The sequence below is a fragment of the Stenotrophomonas sp. SMYL8 genome (genome assembly GCF_036320065.1).
GTDB lineage: Bacteria > Pseudomonadota > Gammaproteobacteria > Xanthomonadales > Xanthomonadaceae > Stenotrophomonas > Stenotrophomonas maltophilia_A.
The window spans coordinates 117,435-139,500 of the sequence record NZ_JAWIRR010000007.1; the positions used below are offsets into that span (position 1 = coordinate 117,435).

Consider the following 22,066-nt stretch of genomic DNA (forward strand, 5'->3'; position numbering starts at 1 on the left):
ACATCTGTTCCCCGGGGAGCCAAATGAGCCGCAAGTTCGACTACCTGGGCGATGTGGAGGTGTTCCTGGCAGTGGTCGAGCACGGCTCGTTCACGGCCGGCGCGGTGGCGCTGTCCACCACGCCCTCGGTGCTGAGCCGCGCGGTCACCCGCCTGGAAGCGCGGCTGGGCCGGCAGCTGCTGCAGCGGACCACCCGCCGCGTGGGCCTGACCGACGCCGGGCGGCTCTATCTGGAACAGGTGCGCACCGCCTTCGGCCTGCTGGACGACGCCGAGCGCGACGTACTGGCCCAGGACGGTGCGCTGGCCGGCCGCGTGCGCCTGAGCGTGCCCACCACCTATGGCCACTACCGGCTGCCGCCCGTGCTGGCGCGCTTTGCGCAGCAGTACCCGCAGGTGCAGGTGGAACTGAACATCACCAACCGCAACGTGGACCTGGTGGCGGAAGGCTTCGACCTGGCCATCCGCCTGGGCCAGCTGCCGGACAGCGGGCTGGTGGGGCGGAAGCTGGAAGATGCGCCTTTGGTGCTGGTGGCTTCGCCGGAGTACCTGCAGCGCCGGGGTACGCCGCAGACGCTGGACGATCTGCAGCAGCACCTGTGCCTGCCGTTCGTGATGCCGCGCACCGGGCGGCTGGCCCCGTGGATCTTCCGCGACGGCGGGCGCGACGTGGACTGGCTGCCGCGTTCGTCCATCGAGACCTCCGACGATGTGCTGGGCGTGGTGTCGCTGGCCGAACAGGGCATCGGCATCTGCCAGAGCTATGAGTTCATCGTGCGCGAGCGGTTGCAGCGGGGGCAGCTGGTGGAGGTGTTGCCGCAGCTGCGGGGGCGGTCGCGGCCGTTCTCGGTGATCTATGCGCCGCATCGGCGGCAGTCGGCGGCGGCGCGGGCGATGATTGAGTTGCTGGTGGGGAATGCGGCTGAGGATCGCGCTGGTTGAAGCCGCGAGGCGCGCTGTCGATGTCGGGTTTGAACCGATTTTCGGGCTGTGCGGCTGATCGCGTGCAGTTGCTTGGCGAGGCGGACTAAGAACTGTTGCAAAGCAGGCTGTCGCGCTATTCGCTTGTAGCGTGGGCGATTGCGCCAGTTTGAATCGCTATCAGCAGAGCAGCTGCGCGAATGCGTCTGCTGGCGTCGCGTGCTGCACGAATGGTGCGTGCAACAATAGTTCTTCGCTCTCGGATTCCGCGATTCCTTCGCGAATTTCTATTGGCATTCGAAGCGGCGGCGTAAACACCATGGCGTGCCACCGACAACGGGTGGCCGGGCCTGCAAACCCGAACTGTTAGTTGTTTACGCTTACCCGTCGGCACCGCCCTTAACCGGTGCCGGCGGGTAATCCGTCGGCCTTTCTGGCGGGCGGTGCGTGGGGGCCTTCGGGCCCGCCGGGTACTGACAACTAGCTTCCGGTTTGCAGCCACGCATCGTCCGCCACCCGTCTACGCGGTGGCGCTGTTAAGCACAGCCACGGAAGCCGACGCCATGAACGAATCCGACACTTTCTCTTCGTACACCGTTGTTGAGCCCATCAACGACGACACTCCCCTGCCCGACCTGAACTCCCTCCTCGGCATCCTCAAGCGCATGCGCGGCTGCGAGGGGGCGGATGGCCACCCCTGGCCAGAAACCGATGTGTCACCCGGCCGCCGCGTGAGCCTGGCGAGGACCGAGCGCGCGTTGGTGGGGCTGCTGACGGTGCTGGAGGTGCTGCACGCGGCGGACCGCTGCCGGGTGGCAGCGGAGCCGGAGCGGCATTTGGATGAGGGCACTGTTGATGGGCTGTTCTTGGCCTGCAGAGGGCTGGCTGAGTGGGGTTGCCGGGAGGTTAGGCCGGACTAAAACTCCCCACTGATTTCCGAGAGGATTATTTACTTAACAGCAACAAATTCCCTTCGCCTGGCGAGATACTCCACTTTGGGAGCAAACTTCATCGGAGCACGAACCTTCGCGCCATCAAAATTCCTGAGATATTTCGCCAATTCAAGATCTTGCCCTATCCTGTCAAAATTAACGCGGACCGTAAGATCGTCCTCAATCAGGATAAATCCATACTCGAATGCCCGATCGACCAGAAGCGAGAAGCATATCCCATTCGCTGGGTCCAGCCTAATGCTCGAATCTTGACTCCAAGGGACGATATGAGAAGCGACTAGAAAATTAGGAACCTGAATTCCAGTAAGGGCACACTGATGGCCGTAATTCCCCTTAACCGCAGATGCAAAAACTCGCTGTGCACTGCCCCGAGTCTTTGCTGATACGTGAATATCATCAACGGAATAGTCCCCGCGCGAAGCAGCCGCTGCAAGCCTTTCAACCTCAACGACGTCTGACTGGGAGGCCTCCGCCTGAATGTCGTCCACCGAGAAGGAGATTATTCTCTGGCGAACCAATTCCGAGAAATCCTGCCGCTTACCTGCGTCCAAGCCGGGAAGCGGCCCCATGGTGCCCCATGCATCATGCTTCTTATCCGGATCAAAAAATACTCCTTCCCCAGGATTTCTCAGGTACTCACGCAATTCAGAAAGAACATCAGGGGGCGTTGAATCGAATGTGACCGGAGCCGCCGAAGCCAAGGCGGCAGCTATCTCCGCCAGCACCTTCTGATTAGCGAATACCCCGTGAGCCTGGAAACGCCCCGCAGCCAAGGCACTAGTTCTGGAGGTCGAAAGTACTAGATCTCTTACAGGAGCAGGAAGATGGTTTACGCTAGCCCAAGAAAATGCAGAGGAAGCTCCACTTAAGTAGGCTCGCAAATGAAGAACATTCCCTTCATCTTTAAGCTTGACCGCAATTAAATACGGCACCCCAGCACCCGAGGCAGCCACATTATGGTATTCAGCATCAGCAAGTGAATCATTGGCTAGACTGGGATCACCAGGGATAGTTTGATCGGTCAAGGCACTTGGTGCCTTTGCCATCTTCCAAGGCGGCGGCGCCCCATCCCTAGTCTCCCACTTCAGATGCGGACGATCTGCGGAAAGCGCGACAAGCTCGCCTTGGCTATTGCCCCCTGGCCAACGATAAGTGATCGGAACACTGCCATTGACAGGCAAGCCAAAAGTTGCCGAAAGATCGGCAATGAAGGAAGAAGTTCGGGATAGCTGTATGTAGTCCTTGGTATATTTAGTGCCCTGCAAACGACCATAGGTCGCCCTGTGTGCAGAAGGTCCATAGAAAATAGCGAGCACCCACTCAACCGGCTTCATTGCCACTTACACTCTCCCAATAATAATCGCCTCAGGTGAACGATGCGCCTCAACTTGGCGCCGACTTTGCGCAGCTAAGGATCTATGCGTAGTAAACTGAACAATTTCCGAGTCAGGGAAAAGACCTCGAACCGACTCATTATCTCGATTTGACATTACCCAACGCACGCCGCGATCAGACAGGCTAGAACAAATTTCGGCCAAATCCTTCAGATCATTAATCTCGAAAGTCTTGGCCGTATACTTATTGAATTTTGCGGTAGGCTCTTTTTCCGACTCCGGATTACTAAATATCGGCAAATAGGGAGGATCCAAATATACGAAATCACCTTCACAGGCATCCGCAAGGGTCAACCTAAAGTCATTTGTACTTAAATCAGCATTGCGCAACAAACGAGCCAATCTACGCATAGCCGCATCATCCAGCCCCTTGAACTGACGATCACCCCAAGGAACATTCATGGCACCTGTCCGAGAATTTTCTCGCCAAAGGTGATTCCAGGACGTGGCATTTAGATACAGGAACCTAGCCGCCTTTTCAACAAACCCACTCGGAACCATAGAGCGAACTTCGTAATAGAATTCCTTTGAATCATTATTCTTGTACCACTCAATAAGTGGCCTAAGCTCATCCTGAAAGTCTCTTACACAGGTCCACGCAGCCACCAGATGCTCGTTTAAGTCAGCCAGTTTGGCGCGCCCATTGACACGATCAGCCACCGCCAGGAAAACGGCCCCGCCACCCAAGAATGGCTCATAGTAGTTCCGGATCGTCGGCGGCACATGCGGCATGATTCGCGGAAGCAGTCGTTGTTTGCCTCCCACCCAGCGAATGAAAGGCTTGATAGCGACCTCCTCGCCCCCGCCCCCCAGCAAGACACCTTGTGTTGCACTTCCCACCATGGATCTCAGACCCCGAAGACGCTACCGATCAGCGGATCATGGTACCTTAAGACATCAACAATTTTTACAGTTCCGCGCACCCAAGTTGCCGCGCATCGAGGTTCTATGTCCGACATTCAGCTGGTATGGCCAAACAAGCACCTTTCCCTTCTTGCGTCAGGAAAGTCTGACTATGAATGGGTTCAGAAGGAGGACGCTCGCCGGTCCGAGGCACCAAAGCTTGAATGGCTCGCTGAAGGCAATTCAGACTCACGAAACATTTTGGCGATCGGCGATGGACTAGATGTAATCGAAGGATTGAGCGCAAGCACTTCCGTATTGGCGGACGGAATTCGGCTGGTATACATCGATCCCCCATTTAACACCCAAGTAAACTTCAGACAATATAATGACAGTATGCAGCGCTCAATGTGGCTCAGCATGCTGCGCGACAGACTGGAAGCGGTGCGCCCGCACATCAGTGATGATGGAAGCATCTGGGTTCACCTAGATGATGCAGAGGTCCATCGCGCCCGGACTGTCATGGACGAGGTATTCGGCGAGAACGCATTCGTCTCCTCAGTAATCTGGCAAAAGAAGACCACTCGTGACTCAAGAGCAGCATTCTCTTCGAGCCACGACACCATTTTAGTTTATGCACCAGGCGGCTCAAAGAAGTGGAAGGCATCTCGAAATCTTCTCATGAAAGACGACGCCAACCTGAGAAATCGAGATGCTGATCCAAGAGGCCCTTGGGCTGACGCTCCGTTTACTGCACCAGGTTATAGAAAAGCTCAGCAGTACGACATCACCACCCCAACGGGTCATGTCCTAAGACCACCGCGAGGGCGCTCTTGGTATGCCACGGAATCAACATTTCTTGAACTGCTTGCTGACAATCGAATCTGGTTTCCAAAAGGAGGCAGTGGCTCGCCTCGCATCAAAATTTTCGCCCATCAACTGAAAGGCTTGGTTCCATTTACCATCTGGGGTTCTGCAGAAACCGGAACTAACGATGATGCCAAGAGGCACCTTCTAGCAATGTTTCCAGACATCGAAGTATTTGACACGCCGAAGCCGGAGACGCTTCTTGAGCGAATAATTCATATTTCAACAAACCCCGGCGATCTGGTCGTAGACATCTTTGGCGGAAGTGGCACAACGGCCACCACCGCCCACAAGATGGGGAGGCGTTGGATACTGTCAGAAAGAAATCATCAGAATGTTTCTGAATTCATCATTCCCCGACTTCAATTGGTAATTGACGGAGAGGATCCGGGCGGAATTTCGGATAGTAGCGACTGGCAAGGAGGCGGGTCGTACCATGCACTCTACGTACCCCCACGCTGTGGTCGCGCCGCGTCAGCCACACTCATCAACTCAATAAGAAGGGAAATACGCGATCTGCGACAAGAACAGAATCAACCTCATAAAATCCGTCAAAGGAAGCGGCACACCACTCCCTGAATTTTTATTAGAATCGACAAACCAATCGCCAGCGCTTCGATACTCATATCTATTTCGATCTGTGAAATATCAGATCAAGCCGGAGCCCGTCCCTCATATGCCAACGAGATCAGTACCTTTGCCCGCTCAAGCTGCTCGTAGTTTGAAATTGATATCTCCAAGTCTCCGGTCCCCCAGTGGCCAAATGCCCTCGCGTCCCGCATATTTGTGGCAAGCGGACTCAACAGATCTGGGTTTAGATGTAAGAAGAGAAGTATGCGGGCCTTCTGTGGAACGACCGTAGCAAAGTTCTTGAGACGCTTAAAAGCCATGTACAACTTCAACTCTTTTCGCTGAACGTCATCTCCGAGCGATCCAATAAAGTCCTCGAGCGACCGCACCAAACCGGCCATCTCCGCCCCATATAGAGCCATCCATTCGCCGTATGTCCTATCTCCTCCGGACGCCGCCTGGCGAGAGGTAGCTATAGGAAATATCTCCGGGACCGCGCTGCGAGGGCGCGTGGTCACCCTGCCATTCTCCACCGTATTGACTTGCTCAAGCAGGAGTAGGTCGTCGCCAAACCGCCGATATCGAATTAGCTCCACACTCTGGTTGATCTGCTGAACGGCGTGCGCATCAAATTTAGTAAAATCGGCGGCGATACAAAGAACTCGAGGCGCACTCCAATCGATCTGCGCAGCCACGTCCCCACCAAGTGAATCCATCACCTGAAGCTTGAACTCCGCTTGGTGATCCATCAGCCAATCAAGGTAGTAGAGCCCCTGATTGATGACGTTCTCGCCAATTGAACGCTTGTATTCAAGAATGACAGGGGTGTTGTTCTCGTCCAGCCCGAGCGAATCAATACGTCCACCGTGAGTTTTGCCGGTGACGTACTCAGTCGCAACAAACCGAATCCCAAGCATAGGCAGCAAATTGGCCTCAATCAGCGTCTGAAGCGGCTTCTCCAGATCTGAAGCCCTTCCCTGAAGTTCAGTCGCTTTGCCGTCAACCAACCTGAAAAGCTTGATGTCACTCATTCCGTCCGATTCCCTTCAACTCTGCGCCTAGCGTACCGGCAAACAGCCCATCTCATACAACAAGGGCGCCTTTCGGCGCCCTCGTTCTTTCAACTCACTCCCACTCAATAGTCGCCGGCGGCTTCCCCGAGATGTCATAAACCACCCGCGACACCCCCCGCAACTCATTGATGATCCGGTTGCTCACCGTACCCAGGAACTCATACGGCAGATGCGCCCAATGCGCCGTCATGAAATCAATCGTCTCCACCGCACGCAGCGCAATCACCCACTCATAAGCCCGCGCATCACCCACCACGCCCACCGACTTCACCGGCAGGAACACGGCAAACGCCTGGCTGGTCTTGTCGTACAGGTCCGCCTTGCGCAGCTCATCAATGAAGATGGCATCGGCCTTGGCCAGCAGCTCAGCGTACTCGCGCTTCACTTCGCCCAGGATACGCACGCCCAGGCCCGGGCCCGGGAACGGATGGCGGTAGACCATGGTGCGCGGCAGGCCGAGTTCGACGCCCAGGCGGCGCACTTCGTCCTTGAACAGCTCGCGCAGCGGCTCCACCAGGCCCAGCTTCATGTGCTCCGGCAGGCCGCCCACGTTGTGGTGGCTCTTGATCACATGCGCCTTGCCGGTCTTGCTGCCGGCCGACTCGATCACGTCCGGGTAGATGGTGCCCTGCGCCAGCCACTTGGCGTTCTTCAGCTTGTTCGACTCTTCATCGAAGATCTCGACGAACAGGTTGCCGATGATCTTGCGCTTGGCTTCCGGGTCGCTCACGCCTTCCAGCGCGCTGAAGTAACGGTCGGCGGCATTCACGCGCACCACCTTCACGCCCATGTGCTCGGCGAACATCGCCATCACCTGGTCGCCCTCCTGCCAGCGCAGCAGGCCGGTATCCACGAACACGCAGGTCAGCTTCTCACCGATGGCCTTGTGCAGCAGCGCGGCCACGACGGACGAATCGACGCCGCCGGACAGGCCCAGGATCACTTCGTCATCGCCCACCTGTTCGCGCACGCGGGCGATCTGGTCGTCGATGATGTTGGCGGCGGTCCACAGGGTCTGGCAGCCGCACACATCCACCACGAAGCGGCGCAGCAGCGCCTGGCCCTGCAGGGTGTGGGTCACTTCCGGGTGGAACTGCACGCCGTACCAGCGCTTTTCTTCGTTGGCCATGGCGGCCACCGGAATGCGGTCGGTGGTGGCGGTGATGGTGAAGCCCGGCGGTGCGACGGAGACGTGGTCGCCGTGGCTCATCCAGACATTCAGCTTCGGCTCGCCGCCGTGGTCACTCAGGCCCTTGAACAGTGCATCGGGGTTGATGACGTTCACTTCGGCGTGGCCGAATTCGCGCTGGTCAGCGGCTTCGGTAGCACCGCCCAGCTGGGCCGCCAGGGTCTGCATGCCGTAGCAGATGCCGAAGATCGGCAGGCCGCTGTCGAACACTTCCTGCGGCGCGGCCGGGGCGCCCGGCAGCGTGGTCGATTCCGGGCCACCGGACAGGATGATGCCCTTGGCGCCAAACGCCGCGATCTCGGCCGGGTTGTGGTCCCAGGCCCAGATTTCGCAGTAGACGCCCAGCTCGCGGATGCGGCGGGCAATCAGCTGCGTGTACTGCGCGCCGAAATCGAGGATCAGGATCTTGTCGTTATGGATATTGGTCATGGCGCCCTGGCAATGCAGTAGGGAAAACGAAACTTCAAATAATTTGCTGCGGCAGATGGAAAAAGAGGAACGGGAATCAGCTTCCTCGTTCCTCTTTCTCCGGCCCGCGTCAGGCGCGGTAGTTCGGCGGCTCTTTGGTGATCGTCACGTCGTGGACGTGGCTCTCACGCTGGCCGGCGCCGCTGATCTTGACGAACTTGGGCTTGGTGCGCATGTCGTCGATGGTGGCGCAACCCACGTAGCCCATGGTGGCGCGCAGGCCGCCCATCAGCTGGTGGATGATGCCGCCCACCGGGCCGCGGTACGGCACGCGGCCTTCGATGCCTTCCGGCACCAGCTTGTCGGCGGTGGCGGCGTCCTGGAAGTAGCGGTCCTTCGACCCCTTCTCCATGGCAGCCAGCGAACCCATGCCTCGGTAGCTCTTGTACGAACGGCCCTGGTACAGCTCGGTCTCGCCCGGCGATTCCTCGGTACCGGCCAGCAGGCCGCCGACCATGATGGTCGAGGCACCGGCGGCCAGCGCCTTGCCGATGTCACCCGAGTAGCGGATGCCACCGTCGGCGATCAGCGGGATGCGGTCCTGCAGCGCTTCGGCCACCAGATCAATCGCGGTGACCTGCGGCACGCCGACGCCGGCGACGACGCGGGTGGTGCAGATCGAGCCCGGGCCGATGCCGACCTTCACGGCGTCCGCGCCGCTGTCCAGCAGCGCCAGTGCGGCTTCGCCGGTGCAGATGTTGCCACCGATGACCTGCACGTTCGGGAAGTTCTTCTTGACCCAGCTGACGCGGTCCAGCACGCCCTGCGAGTGGCCGTGCGCGGTATCGACCACGATCACGTCCACACCGGCGGCGACCAGCGCTTCCACTCGGCGATCGGTATCGCCACCCACGCCGACGGCAGCGCCGACCAGCAGGCGGGTCGACAGATCCTTGGCAGCGTTCGGGAAGTCGGTGTTCTTCTGGATGTCCTTGACGGTGATCAGGCCACGCAGTTCGAACGAATCATTGACCACCAGCACCTTTTCGATGCGGTTGCGGTGCAGCAGCTGCAGCACTTCGTCAGACGCGGCACCTTCCTTGACCGTGATCAGGCGATCCTTCTTGGTCATGATGTGGCGGACCGGATCGTCCAGCTCGGTTTCAAAGCGCATATCGCGGTGGGTCACGATGCCGGCCAGCAGGCCGTCGCTGCCCACCACCGGCACGCCGGAGATGTTGTGCGCCTGGGTCAGGGCCAGCACGTCGCGGATGGTGGTTTCCGGGCCGACGGTGATCGGGTCGCGGATGACACCGGCCTCGAACTTCTTGACCTTGGCCACTTCCGCGGCCTGTTGTTCCAGGCTGAGATTCTTGTGGATGATGCCCATGCCGCCGAGCTGGGCCATGGCGATGGCCAGGCGGGCTTCGGTGACGGTATCCATGGCTGCGGACAGGATCGGAAGCTTCAGCTTCAGGTCGCGAGTCAACCGCGTTTCGAGGTTGACGTCCTTGGGCAGGATGGTCGAATGGGCGGGGACGAGCGAGACGTCGTCGTAAGTGAGTGCTTCAGCCTGGATGCGCAGCATCGGCATACCCGAGATGTGGGGAAGCGCGACATTTTACCCCTTTTTCGCGCCCTGTGGCAGGGGGTAGATGCGACGCAGTGTCGCGCGGGCGGTGATTGGTTCAGGGGGCCATCCGGGCCCGCGCATACCGCCTTTGGTAGGTGCCAACCTTGGTTGGCACAAACAGGGAGAGGCCTTCGCCCCATCTGGGGTCCAGCGGCGGACGGATCGTGCCAACCAAGGTTGGCATCTACCAACAGCGGGTCGTCGGCCTGCCTGTGGTGGGTGCGGACCGTTGGTCCGCACTCTCTCTCAGACACCAGTGCCCCAGCAGGAGCCCCACCCCTCTGGCATTGTGCCGACCAACGGTCGGCACCCACCGAAGGCAGATCTCCCCAACAGCAGGTCAGCTCAGCGCTTCCGCGGCTTCCAGGGTGTTCTGCATCAGCGTGGCCACGGTCATCGGGCCGACGCCACCCGGCACCGGGGTGATCCAGCTCGCCCGCTGGGCAGCCGCCTCAAACCCGACATCACCCACCAACCGGCCGTCATCCAACCGGTTGATGCCGACATCAATCACCACCGCGCCCGGCTTCACCCACTCGCCCGGCACGATGCCCGGGCGACCGACCGCCACCACCAGGATGTCGGCGTTGCGCACGGCCTGTTCCAGTACGTCCTTGGGGGTGAACTTGTGGCAGCTGGTCACGGTGCAGCCGGCGATCAGCAGCTCCAGGCCCATCGGGCGGCCGACGTGGTTGCTCACGCCCACGATGGTGGCGTTGCGGCCGCGCACCGGCTGGTCGGTGTGGCCCAGCAGCGTGGTGATGCCGCGCGGGGTGCACGGGCGCAGGCCGAACTCGCGCAGGGCCAGGTGGCCGACGTTTTCCGGGTGGAAGCCGTCCACGTCCTTGCGCGGGTCGATGCGCTGGATCAGCCGGCGCGCATCGGGGATGCCCGGCAGCGGCAGCTGGATCAGGATGCCGTTGATCTTCGGGTCGGCGTTGAGCTGGTCGATCAGGTCGAGCAGCTCGGCTTCGGTGGTACCGGCCGGCAGGTCGTAGTCATGTGCTTCGATGCCGACCTTCTCGGCGGCACGGCGCTTGTTGCGCACGTACACGGTCGAGGCCGGGTCGCCACCGACCAGCACCACGGCCAGGCCCGGGCGGCTGCCGCCGGCGGCCACGCGCGCATCGACGCGCACCTTCAGGCTGTCGAGCAGGTCCTCGGCGATGCGGCGGCCATCAAGGATGCGGGCAGGAAGCTGGGGGGCGGAATCGGTCATCGGGAGCGGGCGTGGGGCGGCGGGGACGCTATTGTCCCCGATTCAGGCCCCCTCGCCCACCGCGGAATGGGTCCCGATGGGGTCGGATGCCTTTGCCGCAGGCAAAGGGCTCTGACCCCGGGGTTACGCAAATTGCCAACCTCCGGTAGTGCCGGCCGCTGGCCGGCAACCTCATGACGTCGGAACATTTCCGTATTTGCCGGCCAGCGGCCGGCAGAGGCCCGCCCGCGCCCCGCCACCCCTAGCCCCCCGCCCCCCCCCCCCCGGGCCCCCCCCCCCCCCCCCACTACCGGGGCTACTCTTCCTCTTCCGGCACATCCTGCGGGTTCAGCGTCTTGCTCTCCCGCTTCGGTGCGGTAAACGGCGTCGGTGTCGGTACGCCCTGCGGGCTGTTGCCGTAGATCATCCGCGCGCCGGCATTCAAACCACCGCCGGCAATCTCCAGCTCGAAACGCTCGGCATCGCGACGGCGGATCTGCTCGGCAATCTCCACCGCGTCGTCCTCATCCGCCCCCAGCTCCACCAGTGCGGCCTGGCCGAACAGCACTGCCGATTCAAACGTCTCGCGGATCTGGAAATCGACACCGGCATGGATCAGCCGCAGCGAATGCTCGCGGTCGAACGAACGCACCATCAGCTTGGCCTGCGGGAATTCATGCGCCACCAGTTCGACGATGCGGTCAGCCGCCTCGGCCTTGTCCACGCACACCGCAATCGCCCGCGCGGTGGCGGCACCCGAGGCATGCAGCACATCCAGACGCGTGCCATCACCGTAATAGATCTTGAAACCGAACCGCGCCGCGCTCTGGATCATCTCCACATCGTTGTCGATGATGGTCACGTCCACGTCGCGCGCCAGCAGCGACTGGCTGGCGACCTGGCCGAAGCGGCCGAAGCCGATCAGCAACACGCTGCCGGACAGGCCATCGGCCTCGTCCACGCCATCCATGTTCACCGTCGGCTTCGGCGCGATGCGCTTGTAGACCAGTACCACCAGCGGAGTCAGCGCCATCGACAGCACCACCACGGCGGTGAAGTTGGCATTGATCTCCAGGTCGATCACGCCGGCCGATGCGGCGGCGGAGAACAGCACGAAGGCGAACTCACCGCCCTGCGCCATCAGCACGCCGCGATCCAGCGCCTGCGCGTGGTCGCTGCCCATGATGCGCGCCACCACATAGATGCACAGCGCCTTGGCCGCCATCAGCGCCAGCACCAGGCCGAGGATCAGCTGCCAGTTGCCAGCCACCACGCCCAGGTCCAGCGCCATGCCCACGCTGAGGAAGAACAGGCCGAGCAGGATGCCGCGGAACGGCTCGATGTCCGCTTCAATCTGGTGGCGGAAGGTCGATTCGCTCAGCAGCACGCCGGCCAGGAACGCGCCCATCGCCATCGACAGGCCGGACAGCTGCATCAGCAGCGCCGCGCCCAGCACCACCAGCAGCGCGGCGGCGGTCATCACTTCGCGCGCCTTCGATTCGGCCAGCACGCGGAACAGCGGGTTGAGCAGGAAGCGGCCAACCAGCACCAGGCCGACGATGGCACCAACACCCATCGCCACCGACAGCCAGCGCGAGCCTTCGCCGTCTGCACTGCCTGCACTCGGGCCCATCCACGCCACCAGCGCCAGCAGCGGCACGATCAGCAGGTCTTCGAACAGCAGGATGGAGACGATCTTCTGCCCCGACGGCAACGCGATGTCGCCGCGCTCGGCCAACAGCTGCATCACCACCGCGGTGGAGGTCAGCACGAAGCCGGTAGCACCGATGAAGGCCACCTGCCACGGCAACCCGAACAGCTTGGCGATGCTCGTCAGTACCAGCGCACAGGTGACGATCTGCAGCGTGCCCAGCCCGAAGATTTCCTTGCGCAGGCTCCATAGGTGCGAGGGCCGCATCTCCAGGCCGATCACGAACAGGAACATCACCACGCCGAGTTCGGCGGTATGCAGGATCGCCTGCGGGTCGGAGAACCAGCCCAGCCCGAACGGTCCGATCGCCAGGCCGGCAGCGAAGTAGCCCAGCACCGAGCCCAGGCCGGCCCGGCGGAACAAGGGCACCATCACCACCGCCGCGCCCAACAGGGCCACGACCTTGACCAGCTCGCTGGTCGCTGCTTCTACCGCCATGCGGTGCTTTCCCCAAGATCCAGAATCGAGCTCAACAATAGAGCAATGCCGATGACGGCAATAGCACGCATGTTGCGCCGGATTGTCTTGGAGGTGGAACGATACCGGGGACAGACCCCAACATCATCCCGAAACCATGTACCCGCTTCGGTAGGTGCCAACCATGCACCCGCTTCGGTAGGTGCCAACCTTGGTTGGCACAAGAGCGCCGACCAAGGTCGGCATCCACCAATGCACTCCCCGGCCGGGTTCACCCACCCCGGCAGAACGCGGCGTAATCGATATACCCCGGGAACGGCACGCCCGGCGCGCACACCGGGCAGTGTGGGTCCGGCCGGATGCCGGTCTCGCGGAAGCGCATGCCCAGTGCATCGAAGCGCAGCAGGCGCCCCACCAGCGGCTCGCCGATGCCCAGTAGCAGCTTCAGCACCTCGGTGGCCTGCAGCACGCCGGCCAGGCCGGGCAGCACCCCCAGCACACCGGCCTCGGAACAATTCGGCGCGAACTCCGGCGGCGGCGGCTCGGGGAACAGGCAGCGGTAGCACGGCGCCACGCCACGCTGGCGGCCGGCGTCAAACACGCTTACCTGGCCGTCGAAGCGCTCGATGGCGGCATACACCAGCGGCGTGGCGTGCTTGATGCAGGCGTCGTTGAGCAGGTAGCGCAGCGGGAAGTTGTCCGACCCATCCAGCACCACGTCCACGCCCTCCAGCAGCGCATCCACGTTCTCGGACGTGACCCGTTCCGGCACCGCCTCGACCTCGATCGACGGGTTCAGCGCCAGCAGGCGCTCACGCGCCGAATCGACCTTGAGCTGGCCGACACTGGCTTCGGTATGCACGATCTGCCGGTGGAGGTTGCTGCGCTCCACCCGGTCGTGGTCGGCGAAGCGCAGGTGCCCTACCCCGGCGGCGGCCAGATAGAAACCAGCCGGCGCACCCAGCCCGCCCGCCCCCAGCACCAGCACGCGCGACTGCTGCAGCGTGCGCTGGCCCGCCTCACCCACCTGCGGCAGCAGCAAATGCCGCGAATAGCGATCAAAGAAGTCACGGTCGGCGGCGCTGGCCAGCGGCTGCACCAGCGGCAGCGACTGCTCGCGCCAGGCCACGGTACCGCCCGTCACGGAAGCGACGTGGGTGTAGCCGGCCTCCAGCAGGAACTGCGCGGCATCGGCCGAGCGTTTGCCGCTCTGGCAGATCAGCAGGATCTCCTGGTCGTGCCGCGGCAGATGCGCGGCCGGGTCGGCCTGCAGTTCGCCCTTGGACACGCCGCGCGCGCCCTCGGCCATCCCGCCGGCCCGTTCGTGCGCTTCGCGCACATCGATCAGCACCGCGCCGTGGGCCAAGCGCTCGCGTGCCTGTGCGGGGGAAAGCTCGTGGATGCTCATGGCTGCATTATCGCGCAGACACACTCGACGCGCCTTGCCCCGAACATGGCACCATGCGGGCGTTGCCCCCTGCCTCCCGGAACCGCTGCATGCGCTCTGCCACCGAATTCTGGCGTGACCCGCGCATGCCCTTCGTCGAAAGCCGACGGGCGTGCGACAGCCGCGCCTGCCATCGCCCGCACAGCCATGACACCTTCTCGATCGGCGCCGTGGACGCTGGCAGCAGTGTGTTCACCGGCGCGGCGGAAGGACCGCGCCTGCTGCAACCCGGCAATCTGGTCGGCGTACCCGCAGGCCGCGTGCATGCCTGCAACCCCCTGCCCGGCCAGGTCTGGAGCTACCAGATGCTGCACCTGGATGCGCGCTGGATGGCCGAAGTCCGCGCCGAGTATGACGACCTGCCCGAACCCGACTGGCAGCAGGAACCGATCCGGATTTCCAGCCATCGCCTGCGCTACCAGCAGTACTGCCAGCTCAACCAGACGCTGTTCTCCGACGATCCGGTCAGCGTCAAGGAAGCTGCCCTGATCGCGTTCGTCGGCGATCTGGATGAACACGATGGTGTAGCCGTGGCCGGCCCACCTGAAGATGCCGCATTACAGCAGCGGCTGCAGCCGGTGATGGACATTCTGCGCCAGCGGCTCGAACACACCCCGGCCCTGCAGGAGCTGGCATCGCTGGCAGGCATGAGCCGCTACCAGCTGATCCGCGCCTTCCGACGTGCCACGGGCCTGACCCCGCACGCCTGGCAGATCGACCAGCGCATCCAGGAGGCCCGGCGGCGGCTGTGCGAAGGGCAGGCACTGGCCGTGGTCGCCCATGCATTGGGGTTCGCCGACCAGAGCCATTTCCAGCGGGTCTTCAAGGCCCACGCCGGTGCGACCCCGGGCCAGTACCGGCGCTGAGCCTGCAATAACGTTCAATACCATCGCGCGGCGCATCCCCACACTGGCGCCCCCGCCAGCCGCCGCCGGACCCGATGGAACAGTTCCTGGTCATCGCCACCGTACATTTTCTCGCCCTGCTCTCACCCGGCCCCGACTTCTTCCTTGTTGCGCGCACTGCGATCACCTCTGGCTGGCGCACCGCCAGTGGCGCCTGCGCAGGCATCGCCCTCGGAAATGGCGTCTTCATCGTGGCCGCTTTCACCGGAATGGCCATGCTGCGCGCAGGCAGCGCAGGGTTCATTGCGGTGCAGTTGGCGGGCTGCGGGTTCCTGCTGTACCTCGGCACGCTGTTCCTGCGCCATGCGGGTTCGACGACGCTGCAGGCATCTGACGCTGCCGCCGGATCGCGAGCGGACGGTGCCCACGGATGGTGGAAGGCGGCAGGGCTGGGCGCCCTGTCTGCGCTGCTGAACCCGAAGAATGCGCTGTTCTACGCAACGTTGGCGGCAATGCTCAACGGCCCGCAGGCCGGCGCCGCAACGAAGTTCTTCTATGGCGCGTGGATGTTCGGCATCGTCCTGCTATGGGATCTGCTGGTCGCCGCGCTGGTCGGCCACCCGTGGGTGCTGCGTCGGTTCGCACGCGCCCTGCCCTGGCTGGAGCGCGCCGCAGGGCTCCTGATGATTGCGCTGGCGCTATGGATCGTCGTGTCGCTGTGGGTGGGCTGATGCCGGCGATTCGCGCCTGTCGCAATAGCGTTCAATACGGCGCGTCCGCACCAACCCACACTCGGCACTTTCTGTAGGTCGGTGGCAGGTTTACGTGCAGCAGTTCTTCATCGTCGCGGTGCTGTACGGCTTCGCCATGCTCCTGCCTGCTTCCAATCACGCGAAGATCCTGCGCACCGCAATGGGCGCGGGCGGGCACGCCGCCATGGCCGCGTCGTTCGGTATCGCCATCGGTACGGGCGTCATCTGTGCGACGGCTTTCGTTGCAGCGGGCATGCTGGGAAACCGCGGCCTGTGGACGCTGGCGATGCAGTGCGCGGGCTGCCTCCTGCTGCTGCGCCTGGCGGGCATGTGCCTGCGCGACGCCGGCTTGACCCCGTTCTCTCCGCTTTCCCTGCAGATGCCCTTGGGCCTGCGCGCCCGCTCCCGTTGGCCGCACGCCGAAGCAGGATGCCTGCTGGCGCTCGCCAGCAGCAGCAACTGGATGCTGCAGTTCGCGATTGCAGCCCTGGTTACCGGCCTCGTTGCCGACACGGGCACCCAGCCCGCGTACGTGGCCTGTCTGAGTGGCGTCGCGCTGTCGCTCGGCCTGCTGATGGCGTGGCTCGGCAGCCATCCGCGCTGGGCACAAGGGTGTTGCCGATTGCTTCCATGGCTGGAGCATGCCGCGGGCCTGCTGATCGGGGCGGTGTCGGTGGCGTACCTAGCAGGTGCACTGGGTACGGCCCTGGTCTGGGCAAGCATCACGGGGCAGGTGCAGCTGCCGGAATCGATCCCCGCTACAAGCCAGGTGCAACCGGCTTCAACATCGCGGCGCGGCCGGGGCATGCCATGCGCGTTGCCGCATTGCCGCGCTCGTCGCAGCAGTCCGCCATGATCGAGACATCGAGAACCAAACCCATGCCTTGGCTGGCACGCCCAGCGCGCCCGCAACAGCAGCGTTCGGGTTTCATACTACTCGGCCGATGTTCGCACGGACAATCGCCACAATGCTTCGGAACCGACCACGAGATGAGCATGCACAGTAGTTACCCTGATGATCCGTCCGGCTCGATCGTCGAAAGGACCGACATAGCACCGCTTGGAGCAGGGCCTTTGGAGTGAACAACCTTCACGGTGAAGGACAATATCGATCTGGCGGGTCATAAGACCTCCTATGGCAGCCCCGCTTGGCGGGCCAGGCATCCTGCGCCGAAGCTCAATGCGCTTTGCGTCGATCAGGCATTGGCTGCGGGCGCGCGCTGCGTGGGTAAGGTCGTCGCGGACGAATTCACGTATAGCCCCGACGGCGAAAGCCAATTCTTCGGCACGCCGGTGAATGCCAGGGCTCCAGATCGCATTCCCGGCGGCTCTTCAAGTGGATCGGCAGCGTCGGTCGCCAATGGCGTGGCCGATTTCTCCATCGGCCCCGATTCGGGCGGCTCAATCCGTGTTCCTGCGAGCCTATGCGGTATCTGGGGCATGCGCCCATCCCTGCATCGGATTTCCGAAGCCGGCGTGCTGCCCTTCATGCCGAGCGTCAGCACGGCGGGCGTCGTTGCCGCATCATTGAACCTGCTTGATGCAGCGACACGGGTTTTGCTGCGCAGCAGCTCAAGCCAGCCGGCGCCGCTGCGACGTATCCTGGTCCTCGCCGATGCGCTGGACATTGCTGACGAAGCAGTGAGAAACCAGGCGGAGGCCGCCTTGCAGGCGATCGCCACCCGCACAGGCATCGAGCCGGAGACAGTCCGCTTCTCGCAGATCGTCGGCGCGGACGTTCCGCTAGTCGATTGCAATGTGAAGGCGCTTCGGAATCTGCAGACGGCCGAATTCCAGAGCACGGTTGGCAGCTGGATCGAAACACACAAGCCCGAGCTTGGCTTTGCCTTCTCCATGGCGTATGGAAATGTGCAATCGTTCGACCGGCTTACCGCACTCGACAGCATCACCCGCTGCGAATGGTTCTTCGAGAGGATCAATGCTTTCCTCATGCCCGGAACCGTCATCTGCTTCCCCACGACGCCTGTCATTGCCCCTCTCAAGGGATCGCTGACGACGCTGGAAGCCGTGCTGGACTTCTACGATAGGACAATGGCGATCACCGCCTTTTCCGGTGTCGCGCGGCTGCCCGAGATTTCCATGCCGTTACTGACTGTCGACAATTGCCCGGTTGGACTCTCTGTTGCCGCTGGTCATTATCAGGATGAATTCGTGCTGGCCTCAGCCAGGCAGATGACAGAAGGAATCGCATAAGTCGAATCCAGTCTTGGCCCTAAAGAAGCGTCCATGCCCAAATCCCGTCGCTGAAAGGTCCCCTCGTCGAGTTCCACATCGAGGTAGGTCCCCCAGCGACCGCCCAGCGCACATCAATCAGCACAGCGCCTCAGGCCAGGCGCTCACGCGCCTGCGCGGGGGAATCTCTTCGATGCTCATGGCCGCATTGTCGGGCACGGGGCGCCGGACCGCGTCGACCGGTATCTGCGAACACGGGGGTTGCCGGCCAGCGGCCGGCACTACCACAAACGAAAAAGGCGGCCCTACGGCCGCCTTTCTCTGCATCACTTGCCCTTGACGTGCTTCATCAAGCGCCGCTTGGCCTTGACCTGCCGCTCGGTGAGGACGTTCTTCTTGCCCTCGTACGGGTTGGTACCCTCGCGGAAGATGAAGCTCACCGGCGTGCCGATCAGCTTGAAGCGCTTGCGGAAGAAGTTCTCCAGGTAGCGCTTGTACGACTCCTGCAGTTCCTTCAGGCGGGTGCCGTGCACGATGAAGGTCGGCGGGTTTGCGCCGGCCGGGTGCACGTAGCGCAGCTTGGAGACATGGCCGCGGATGGTCGGCGGCGGGTTGGTCTCGTACGCCACTTCCAGCGCCTTGTTCACTTCGCTGGTGGTGAAGGTCTTGTTCGCCGACTCGTGCGCGCGGTGCACCGCACGGAACAGCTCACGCAGGCCCGAGCCATGCTTGGCCGAGATGCGCACCGACTCGGCCCACGGCACGAAGCCCAGCTTCAGCGACAGCATGGTTTCAGCCTGCTCGCGCTGGTACTCGGTCAGGCCATCCCACTTGTTGATGGCGATCACCAGCGCGCGGCCGGCGTCGAGCACGGCACCGAGCACGGTGGCGTCCTGGTCGGTCACGCCTTCGGTGGCGTCGAGCATCAGCACGGCCACCTGGCACTGCTCGATCGACTGCATGGTCTTGACCACCGAGAACTTCTCGACGACCTCGTCCACGCGCGAACGACGGCGCAGGCCGGCGGTATCGATCAGGCGGTACTCACGGCCATCACGCTCCAGGTCCACTGCGATCGAGTCGCGGGTGGTGCCCGGCACGTCGGAGGCGATCATGCGCTCCTCGCCGAGGATGCGGTTGACCAGCGTCGACTTGCCCACATTCGGGCGGCCGACGAAGGCGATGCGGATGCGGTTCGGATCGTTGTCCAACTCTTCGCCGCTGCCTTCTTCCGGCAGGCGCTGGACCACTTCGTCCAGCAGGTCGTCCAGACCCTGGCGGTGCGCAGCCGACACGGTCAGCATCTCGCCGAAGCCATAACGGGCGAACTCCGAACGCACGGTGTCCTCGTCGGTGCCGTCGATCTTGTTGATCAGCAGCAGCGTCGGGCGCGACAGCTTGCGCAGCCAGGCCAGGATCTCGTCGTCCATCGCCGAGGTACCCTCACGGGCATCGACCACGAACAGGATCAGGTCGGCTTCCGCCGCAGCGGCACGGGCCTGGCGGGTGGTAGCCCCTGCCAGACCCTCTTCCTCTTCCGCGATACCGCCGGTGTCGACGACGAGGAAATGATTGTCCTCGTCCAGACGGCAGACACCGTAGTTGCGGTCGCGGGTGACGCCGGGCTGGTCATGGACCAGCGCGTCACGGGTGCGCGTAAGCGCATTGAAAATAGTCGACTTGCCGACATTCGGCCGTCCAACCAGGGCGACCAAAGGCAGCATCGCGATTACTCCAATTTTTAATTTGCCAACCGGAAGGCGGTCAGCTTGCCATCAACGTTCTGCACCAGCAGCACCCCGTCTACGACGATTGGCTGGGCCAGCAGGGCGTCACCGCCGCTCTTTGCCCGTGCCGCCATCGCACCATCGGAGGTCTGCAGCCAATGCACGTATCCCTTGTAGTCGCCGACCACGACGTAGTCGCCGTGCAGTGCCGGGCCGGTCAGCGAGCGACGGGCCAGTGCGGTCTGCGACCACATCGCCGCACCGCTGGCCTTGTCCAGGCCGAACACGCCGCCCTTGTTGTCGGTGACGAACACATTGCCAGACGAGACCGCCACGCCACCGGCACCGCCATGGTCGCGCGCCCACAGCGGGCGACCGGTCGGGCCTTCGATGGCCATCGTCTGGTTCTTGAAGCTGCTCACGAACAGGGTGTTGCCATCCAGCACCGGCGCGCCGTCGACATCGGCCATGCGCTCCAGCTCGGTACGGCCTTCACCGTTGCCCACATTCTGTTCCCACAGGGTGCGGCCATCCTGCTGGGCCAGGGCGGCAACCGCGCCCTCGTCCTTGCCGATGAACAGCACGCCCGGGCCGGTCACCACCGGCGCGTTGCCACGCACGGTCAGCGCCGGCAGCTCGCTCGGGTTGAACCACTTCTGGGTGCCGTTGCCGGCATCGAATGCGGTGATGCGGCCGTCATTGCTGCGCACGTAGACCGCGCCCTGGGCGATGGCCGGCGCGGCGATGACTTCACCCGGAACACGGGCGCGCCACTTCTCGCTGCCGTCGTTGATGTCCAGGGCGATGACCTGGCCATCGAGCGTGCCGATCACGACCAGGTTCTCACCGACCCCCGGGCCGCCGGACAGGCGCAGCTTGGCCTTCTTCTTTTCTTTCTTCGGCTCCCAGGTCCAGACCTTCTTGCCGGTCTGCAGGTCGATGGCGTGCACGCCACCGGTGAGTGCCGCAGCGAACACGTGGCCGTTGGCCACGGCCGGGCCCTGGCGCACGCCGATGCGGCGCTCGCCCTTGCCGAGGTTGACCGACCAGGCCTTGTTGACCTTCACGGTCGGCTCGAACTTGACCAGCTCAGCCGGTTCCTGTGCCTTCTTCGCGGCCGCGTCCTTGCCGGCGAACCAGCCCTTCACGGTGCTGCAGCCGGTCAGGGCCATGCCCATCAGGAGCACGGTGGCGACGCGGGTGATCATGACCTTCTGACTCATCAAACCGACTCCGCAGGGGCGGCAACGGTGCCGCCGGCGTCCATAACCTTGGTTTCCAGCAGGCGCCGCTGCGGCGCTGCCACGTCCAGCGACTTCAGCGCTTTCTCGTACTGTGCACGGGCGTCGTCACGCTTGCCCTGCGCCATCAGCGCGTCGCCATGGATTTCCAGGCTGCTGCTGTCGGTGGCGCTGCCCAGCAGCTTGATCGCCTCGTCACTCTTGCCGGTGGCCACCAGCAGGCGGGCCACACGCTGGTCGACCACGCGCTGCAGGTCACCTTCGACCTTCACGCCGCGCAGGGTGGCCAGGGCTTCTTCGTTCTTGCCGGCGTCGACCTGGGCCTTGGCCAGCTGCAGCGCCGCGAGGTCGCCGTAGATGCTGGACGGGCCGGCTTCGAGCGCCTTGACCGCCTTGGAGGCGTCGTCGAGCTTGTTCTGCTGCAGGCCAACGAGCGCCTTCTGGTACTCGACATTGGCCGAGGCCAGCTTGCCGCCCTGATCCTTCTGGTACCACTGCCAGCCGGCAATGGCACCGATGGCGATGACTACGCCACCGAGGATGCTGGCGCCATTCTTCCGCAGCCAGCTGCGGACGCGTTCACTTTGTTCGTGCTCGTCGAGCAGATCGTCGATCGCCATGCGTACTCTCGCCCCGCCCATCGGGAGGGACCATTGGGATTAATCGAAGGTGGTGAAACCGCGCC

The 22,066-nt window shown here is 63.0% G+C and carries 18 protein-coding genes; 7 read left to right on the forward strand and 11 right to left on the reverse strand.

Features of this window, described 5'->3' with window-relative positions:
- Positions 1-23 precede the first annotated feature (23 nt).
- On the forward strand, positions 24-941 hold the full coding sequence (locus tag V3B25_RS08535) for a LysR family transcriptional regulator (protein WP_329810494.1): 918 nt from the start codon (positions 24-26) through the stop codon (positions 939-941).
- A 542-nt stretch (positions 942-1,483) separates the two neighbouring features.
- Positions 1,484-1,840, forward strand: coding sequence for a hypothetical protein (locus V3B25_RS08540; RefSeq protein WP_329810495.1), 357 nt, complete (start codon positions 1,484-1,486; stop codon positions 1,838-1,840).
- 29 nt (positions 1,841-1,869) lie between these two features.
- Here V3B25_RS08540 and V3B25_RS08545 read toward each other — a convergent pair whose 3' ends face one another.
- A complete protein-coding gene (locus tag V3B25_RS08545; protein ID WP_329810511.1) occupies positions 1,870-3,207 on the reverse strand; it encodes an HNH endonuclease in 1,338 nt (445 codons plus the stop codon).
- A gap of 6 nt (positions 3,208-3,213) precedes the next feature.
- Positions 3,214-4,110 (reverse strand): Dam family site-specific DNA-(adenine-N6)-methyltransferase, encoded by an 897-nt coding sequence (locus V3B25_RS08550; protein WP_329810496.1) that lies wholly within the window; start codon positions 4,108-4,110, stop codon positions 3,214-3,216.
- A gap of 105 nt (positions 4,111-4,215) precedes the next feature.
- Here V3B25_RS08550 and V3B25_RS08555 point away from each other — a divergent pair, with 105 nt between their 5' ends.
- A complete protein-coding gene (locus V3B25_RS08555) occupies positions 4,216-5,556 on the forward strand; it encodes a site-specific DNA-methyltransferase (RefSeq protein ID WP_329810497.1) in 1,341 nt (446 codons plus the stop codon).
- 74 nt (positions 5,557-5,630) lie between these two features.
- On the opposite strand, the gene V3B25_RS08560 is transcribed toward V3B25_RS08555, so the two are convergent.
- The 6 genes from V3B25_RS08560 to moeB form a co-directional block, all read right to left on the reverse strand.
- A complete protein-coding gene (locus tag V3B25_RS08560; protein ID WP_329810498.1) occupies positions 5,631-6,578 on the reverse strand; it encodes a DUF5655 domain-containing protein in 948 nt (315 codons plus the stop codon).
- A 94-nt stretch (positions 6,579-6,672) separates the two neighbouring features.
- Positions 6,673-8,238 carry a glutamine-hydrolyzing GMP synthase gene (gene guaA, locus V3B25_RS08565; RefSeq protein WP_054171531.1) on the reverse strand — a complete coding sequence of 522 codons (1,566 nt, stop codon included), beginning with the start codon at positions 8,236-8,238 and terminating at the stop codon, positions 6,673-6,675.
- 109 nt (positions 8,239-8,347) lie between these two features.
- The gene (gene guaB, locus V3B25_RS08570; RefSeq protein WP_006435286.1) at positions 8,348-9,805 is read right to left on the reverse strand and encodes an IMP dehydrogenase; all 1,458 of its coding nucleotides are present in this window, start codon (positions 9,803-9,805) and stop codon (positions 8,348-8,350) included.
- A 385-nt stretch (positions 9,806-10,190) separates the two neighbouring features.
- Positions 10,191-11,069 carry a bifunctional methylenetetrahydrofolate dehydrogenase/methenyltetrahydrofolate cyclohydrolase FolD gene (folD, locus tag V3B25_RS08575; protein ID WP_014036908.1) on the reverse strand — a complete coding sequence of 293 codons (879 nt, stop codon included), beginning with the start codon at positions 11,067-11,069 and terminating at the stop codon, positions 10,191-10,193.
- Positions 11,070-11,364: 295 nt separating this feature from the next.
- Positions 11,365-13,197 (reverse strand): monovalent cation:proton antiporter-2 (CPA2) family protein, encoded by a 1,833-nt coding sequence (locus V3B25_RS08580; protein WP_329810499.1) that lies wholly within the window; start codon positions 13,195-13,197, stop codon positions 11,365-11,367.
- Between the two features lie 250 nt (positions 13,198-13,447).
- Positions 13,448-14,584 (reverse strand): molybdopterin-synthase adenylyltransferase MoeB, encoded by a 1,137-nt coding sequence (moeB, locus tag V3B25_RS08585; protein WP_329810500.1) that lies wholly within the window; start codon positions 14,582-14,584, stop codon positions 13,448-13,450.
- A gap of 89 nt (positions 14,585-14,673) precedes the next feature.
- Here moeB and V3B25_RS08590 point away from each other — a divergent pair, with 89 nt between their 5' ends.
- From V3B25_RS08590 to V3B25_RS08605, 4 genes are all read left to right on the forward strand, one after another.
- Positions 14,674-15,489: an AraC family transcriptional regulator gene (locus V3B25_RS08590; RefSeq protein ID WP_329810501.1), complete on the forward strand. Its 816-nt coding sequence runs from the start codon at positions 14,674-14,676 to the stop codon at positions 15,487-15,489.
- Positions 15,490-15,563: 74 nt separating this feature from the next.
- Positions 15,564-16,199 (forward strand): LysE family transporter, encoded by a 636-nt coding sequence (locus V3B25_RS08595; protein WP_329810502.1) that lies wholly within the window; start codon positions 15,564-15,566, stop codon positions 16,197-16,199.
- Between the two features lie 94 nt (positions 16,200-16,293).
- Entirely contained in the window at positions 16,294-17,076 is a 783-nt protein-coding gene (locus tag V3B25_RS08600; protein ID WP_329810503.1) for a lysine transporter LysE, read from the forward strand.
- Positions 17,077-17,315: 239 nt separating this feature from the next.
- Positions 17,316-18,434 (forward strand): amidase family protein, encoded by a 1,119-nt coding sequence (locus V3B25_RS08605; RefSeq protein WP_329810504.1) that lies wholly within the window; start codon positions 17,316-17,318, stop codon positions 18,432-18,434.
- 305 nt (positions 18,435-18,739) lie between these two features.
- Here V3B25_RS08605 and der read toward each other — a convergent pair whose 3' ends face one another.
- From der to V3B25_RS08620, 3 genes are read right to left on the reverse strand one after another with little or no spacing between them, the layout of a single operon-like run.
- Positions 18,740-20,137: a ribosome biogenesis GTPase Der gene (der, locus tag V3B25_RS08610; protein WP_049453247.1), complete on the reverse strand. Its 1,398-nt coding sequence runs from the start codon at positions 20,135-20,137 to the stop codon at positions 18,740-18,742.
- A 17-nt stretch (positions 20,138-20,154) separates the two neighbouring features.
- The gene (gene bamB / locus V3B25_RS08615) at positions 20,155-21,363 is read right to left on the reverse strand and encodes an outer membrane protein assembly factor BamB (protein ID WP_032130494.1); all 1,209 of its coding nucleotides are present in this window, start codon (positions 21,361-21,363) and stop codon (positions 20,155-20,157) included.
- On the reverse strand, positions 21,363-22,001 hold the full coding sequence (locus V3B25_RS08620) for a tetratricopeptide repeat protein (RefSeq protein WP_049399466.1): 639 nt from the start codon (positions 21,999-22,001) through the stop codon (positions 21,363-21,365). The genes bamB and V3B25_RS08620 overlap by 1 nt, the downstream gene beginning before the upstream one ends.
- Positions 22,002-22,066: the final 65 nt, after the last annotated feature.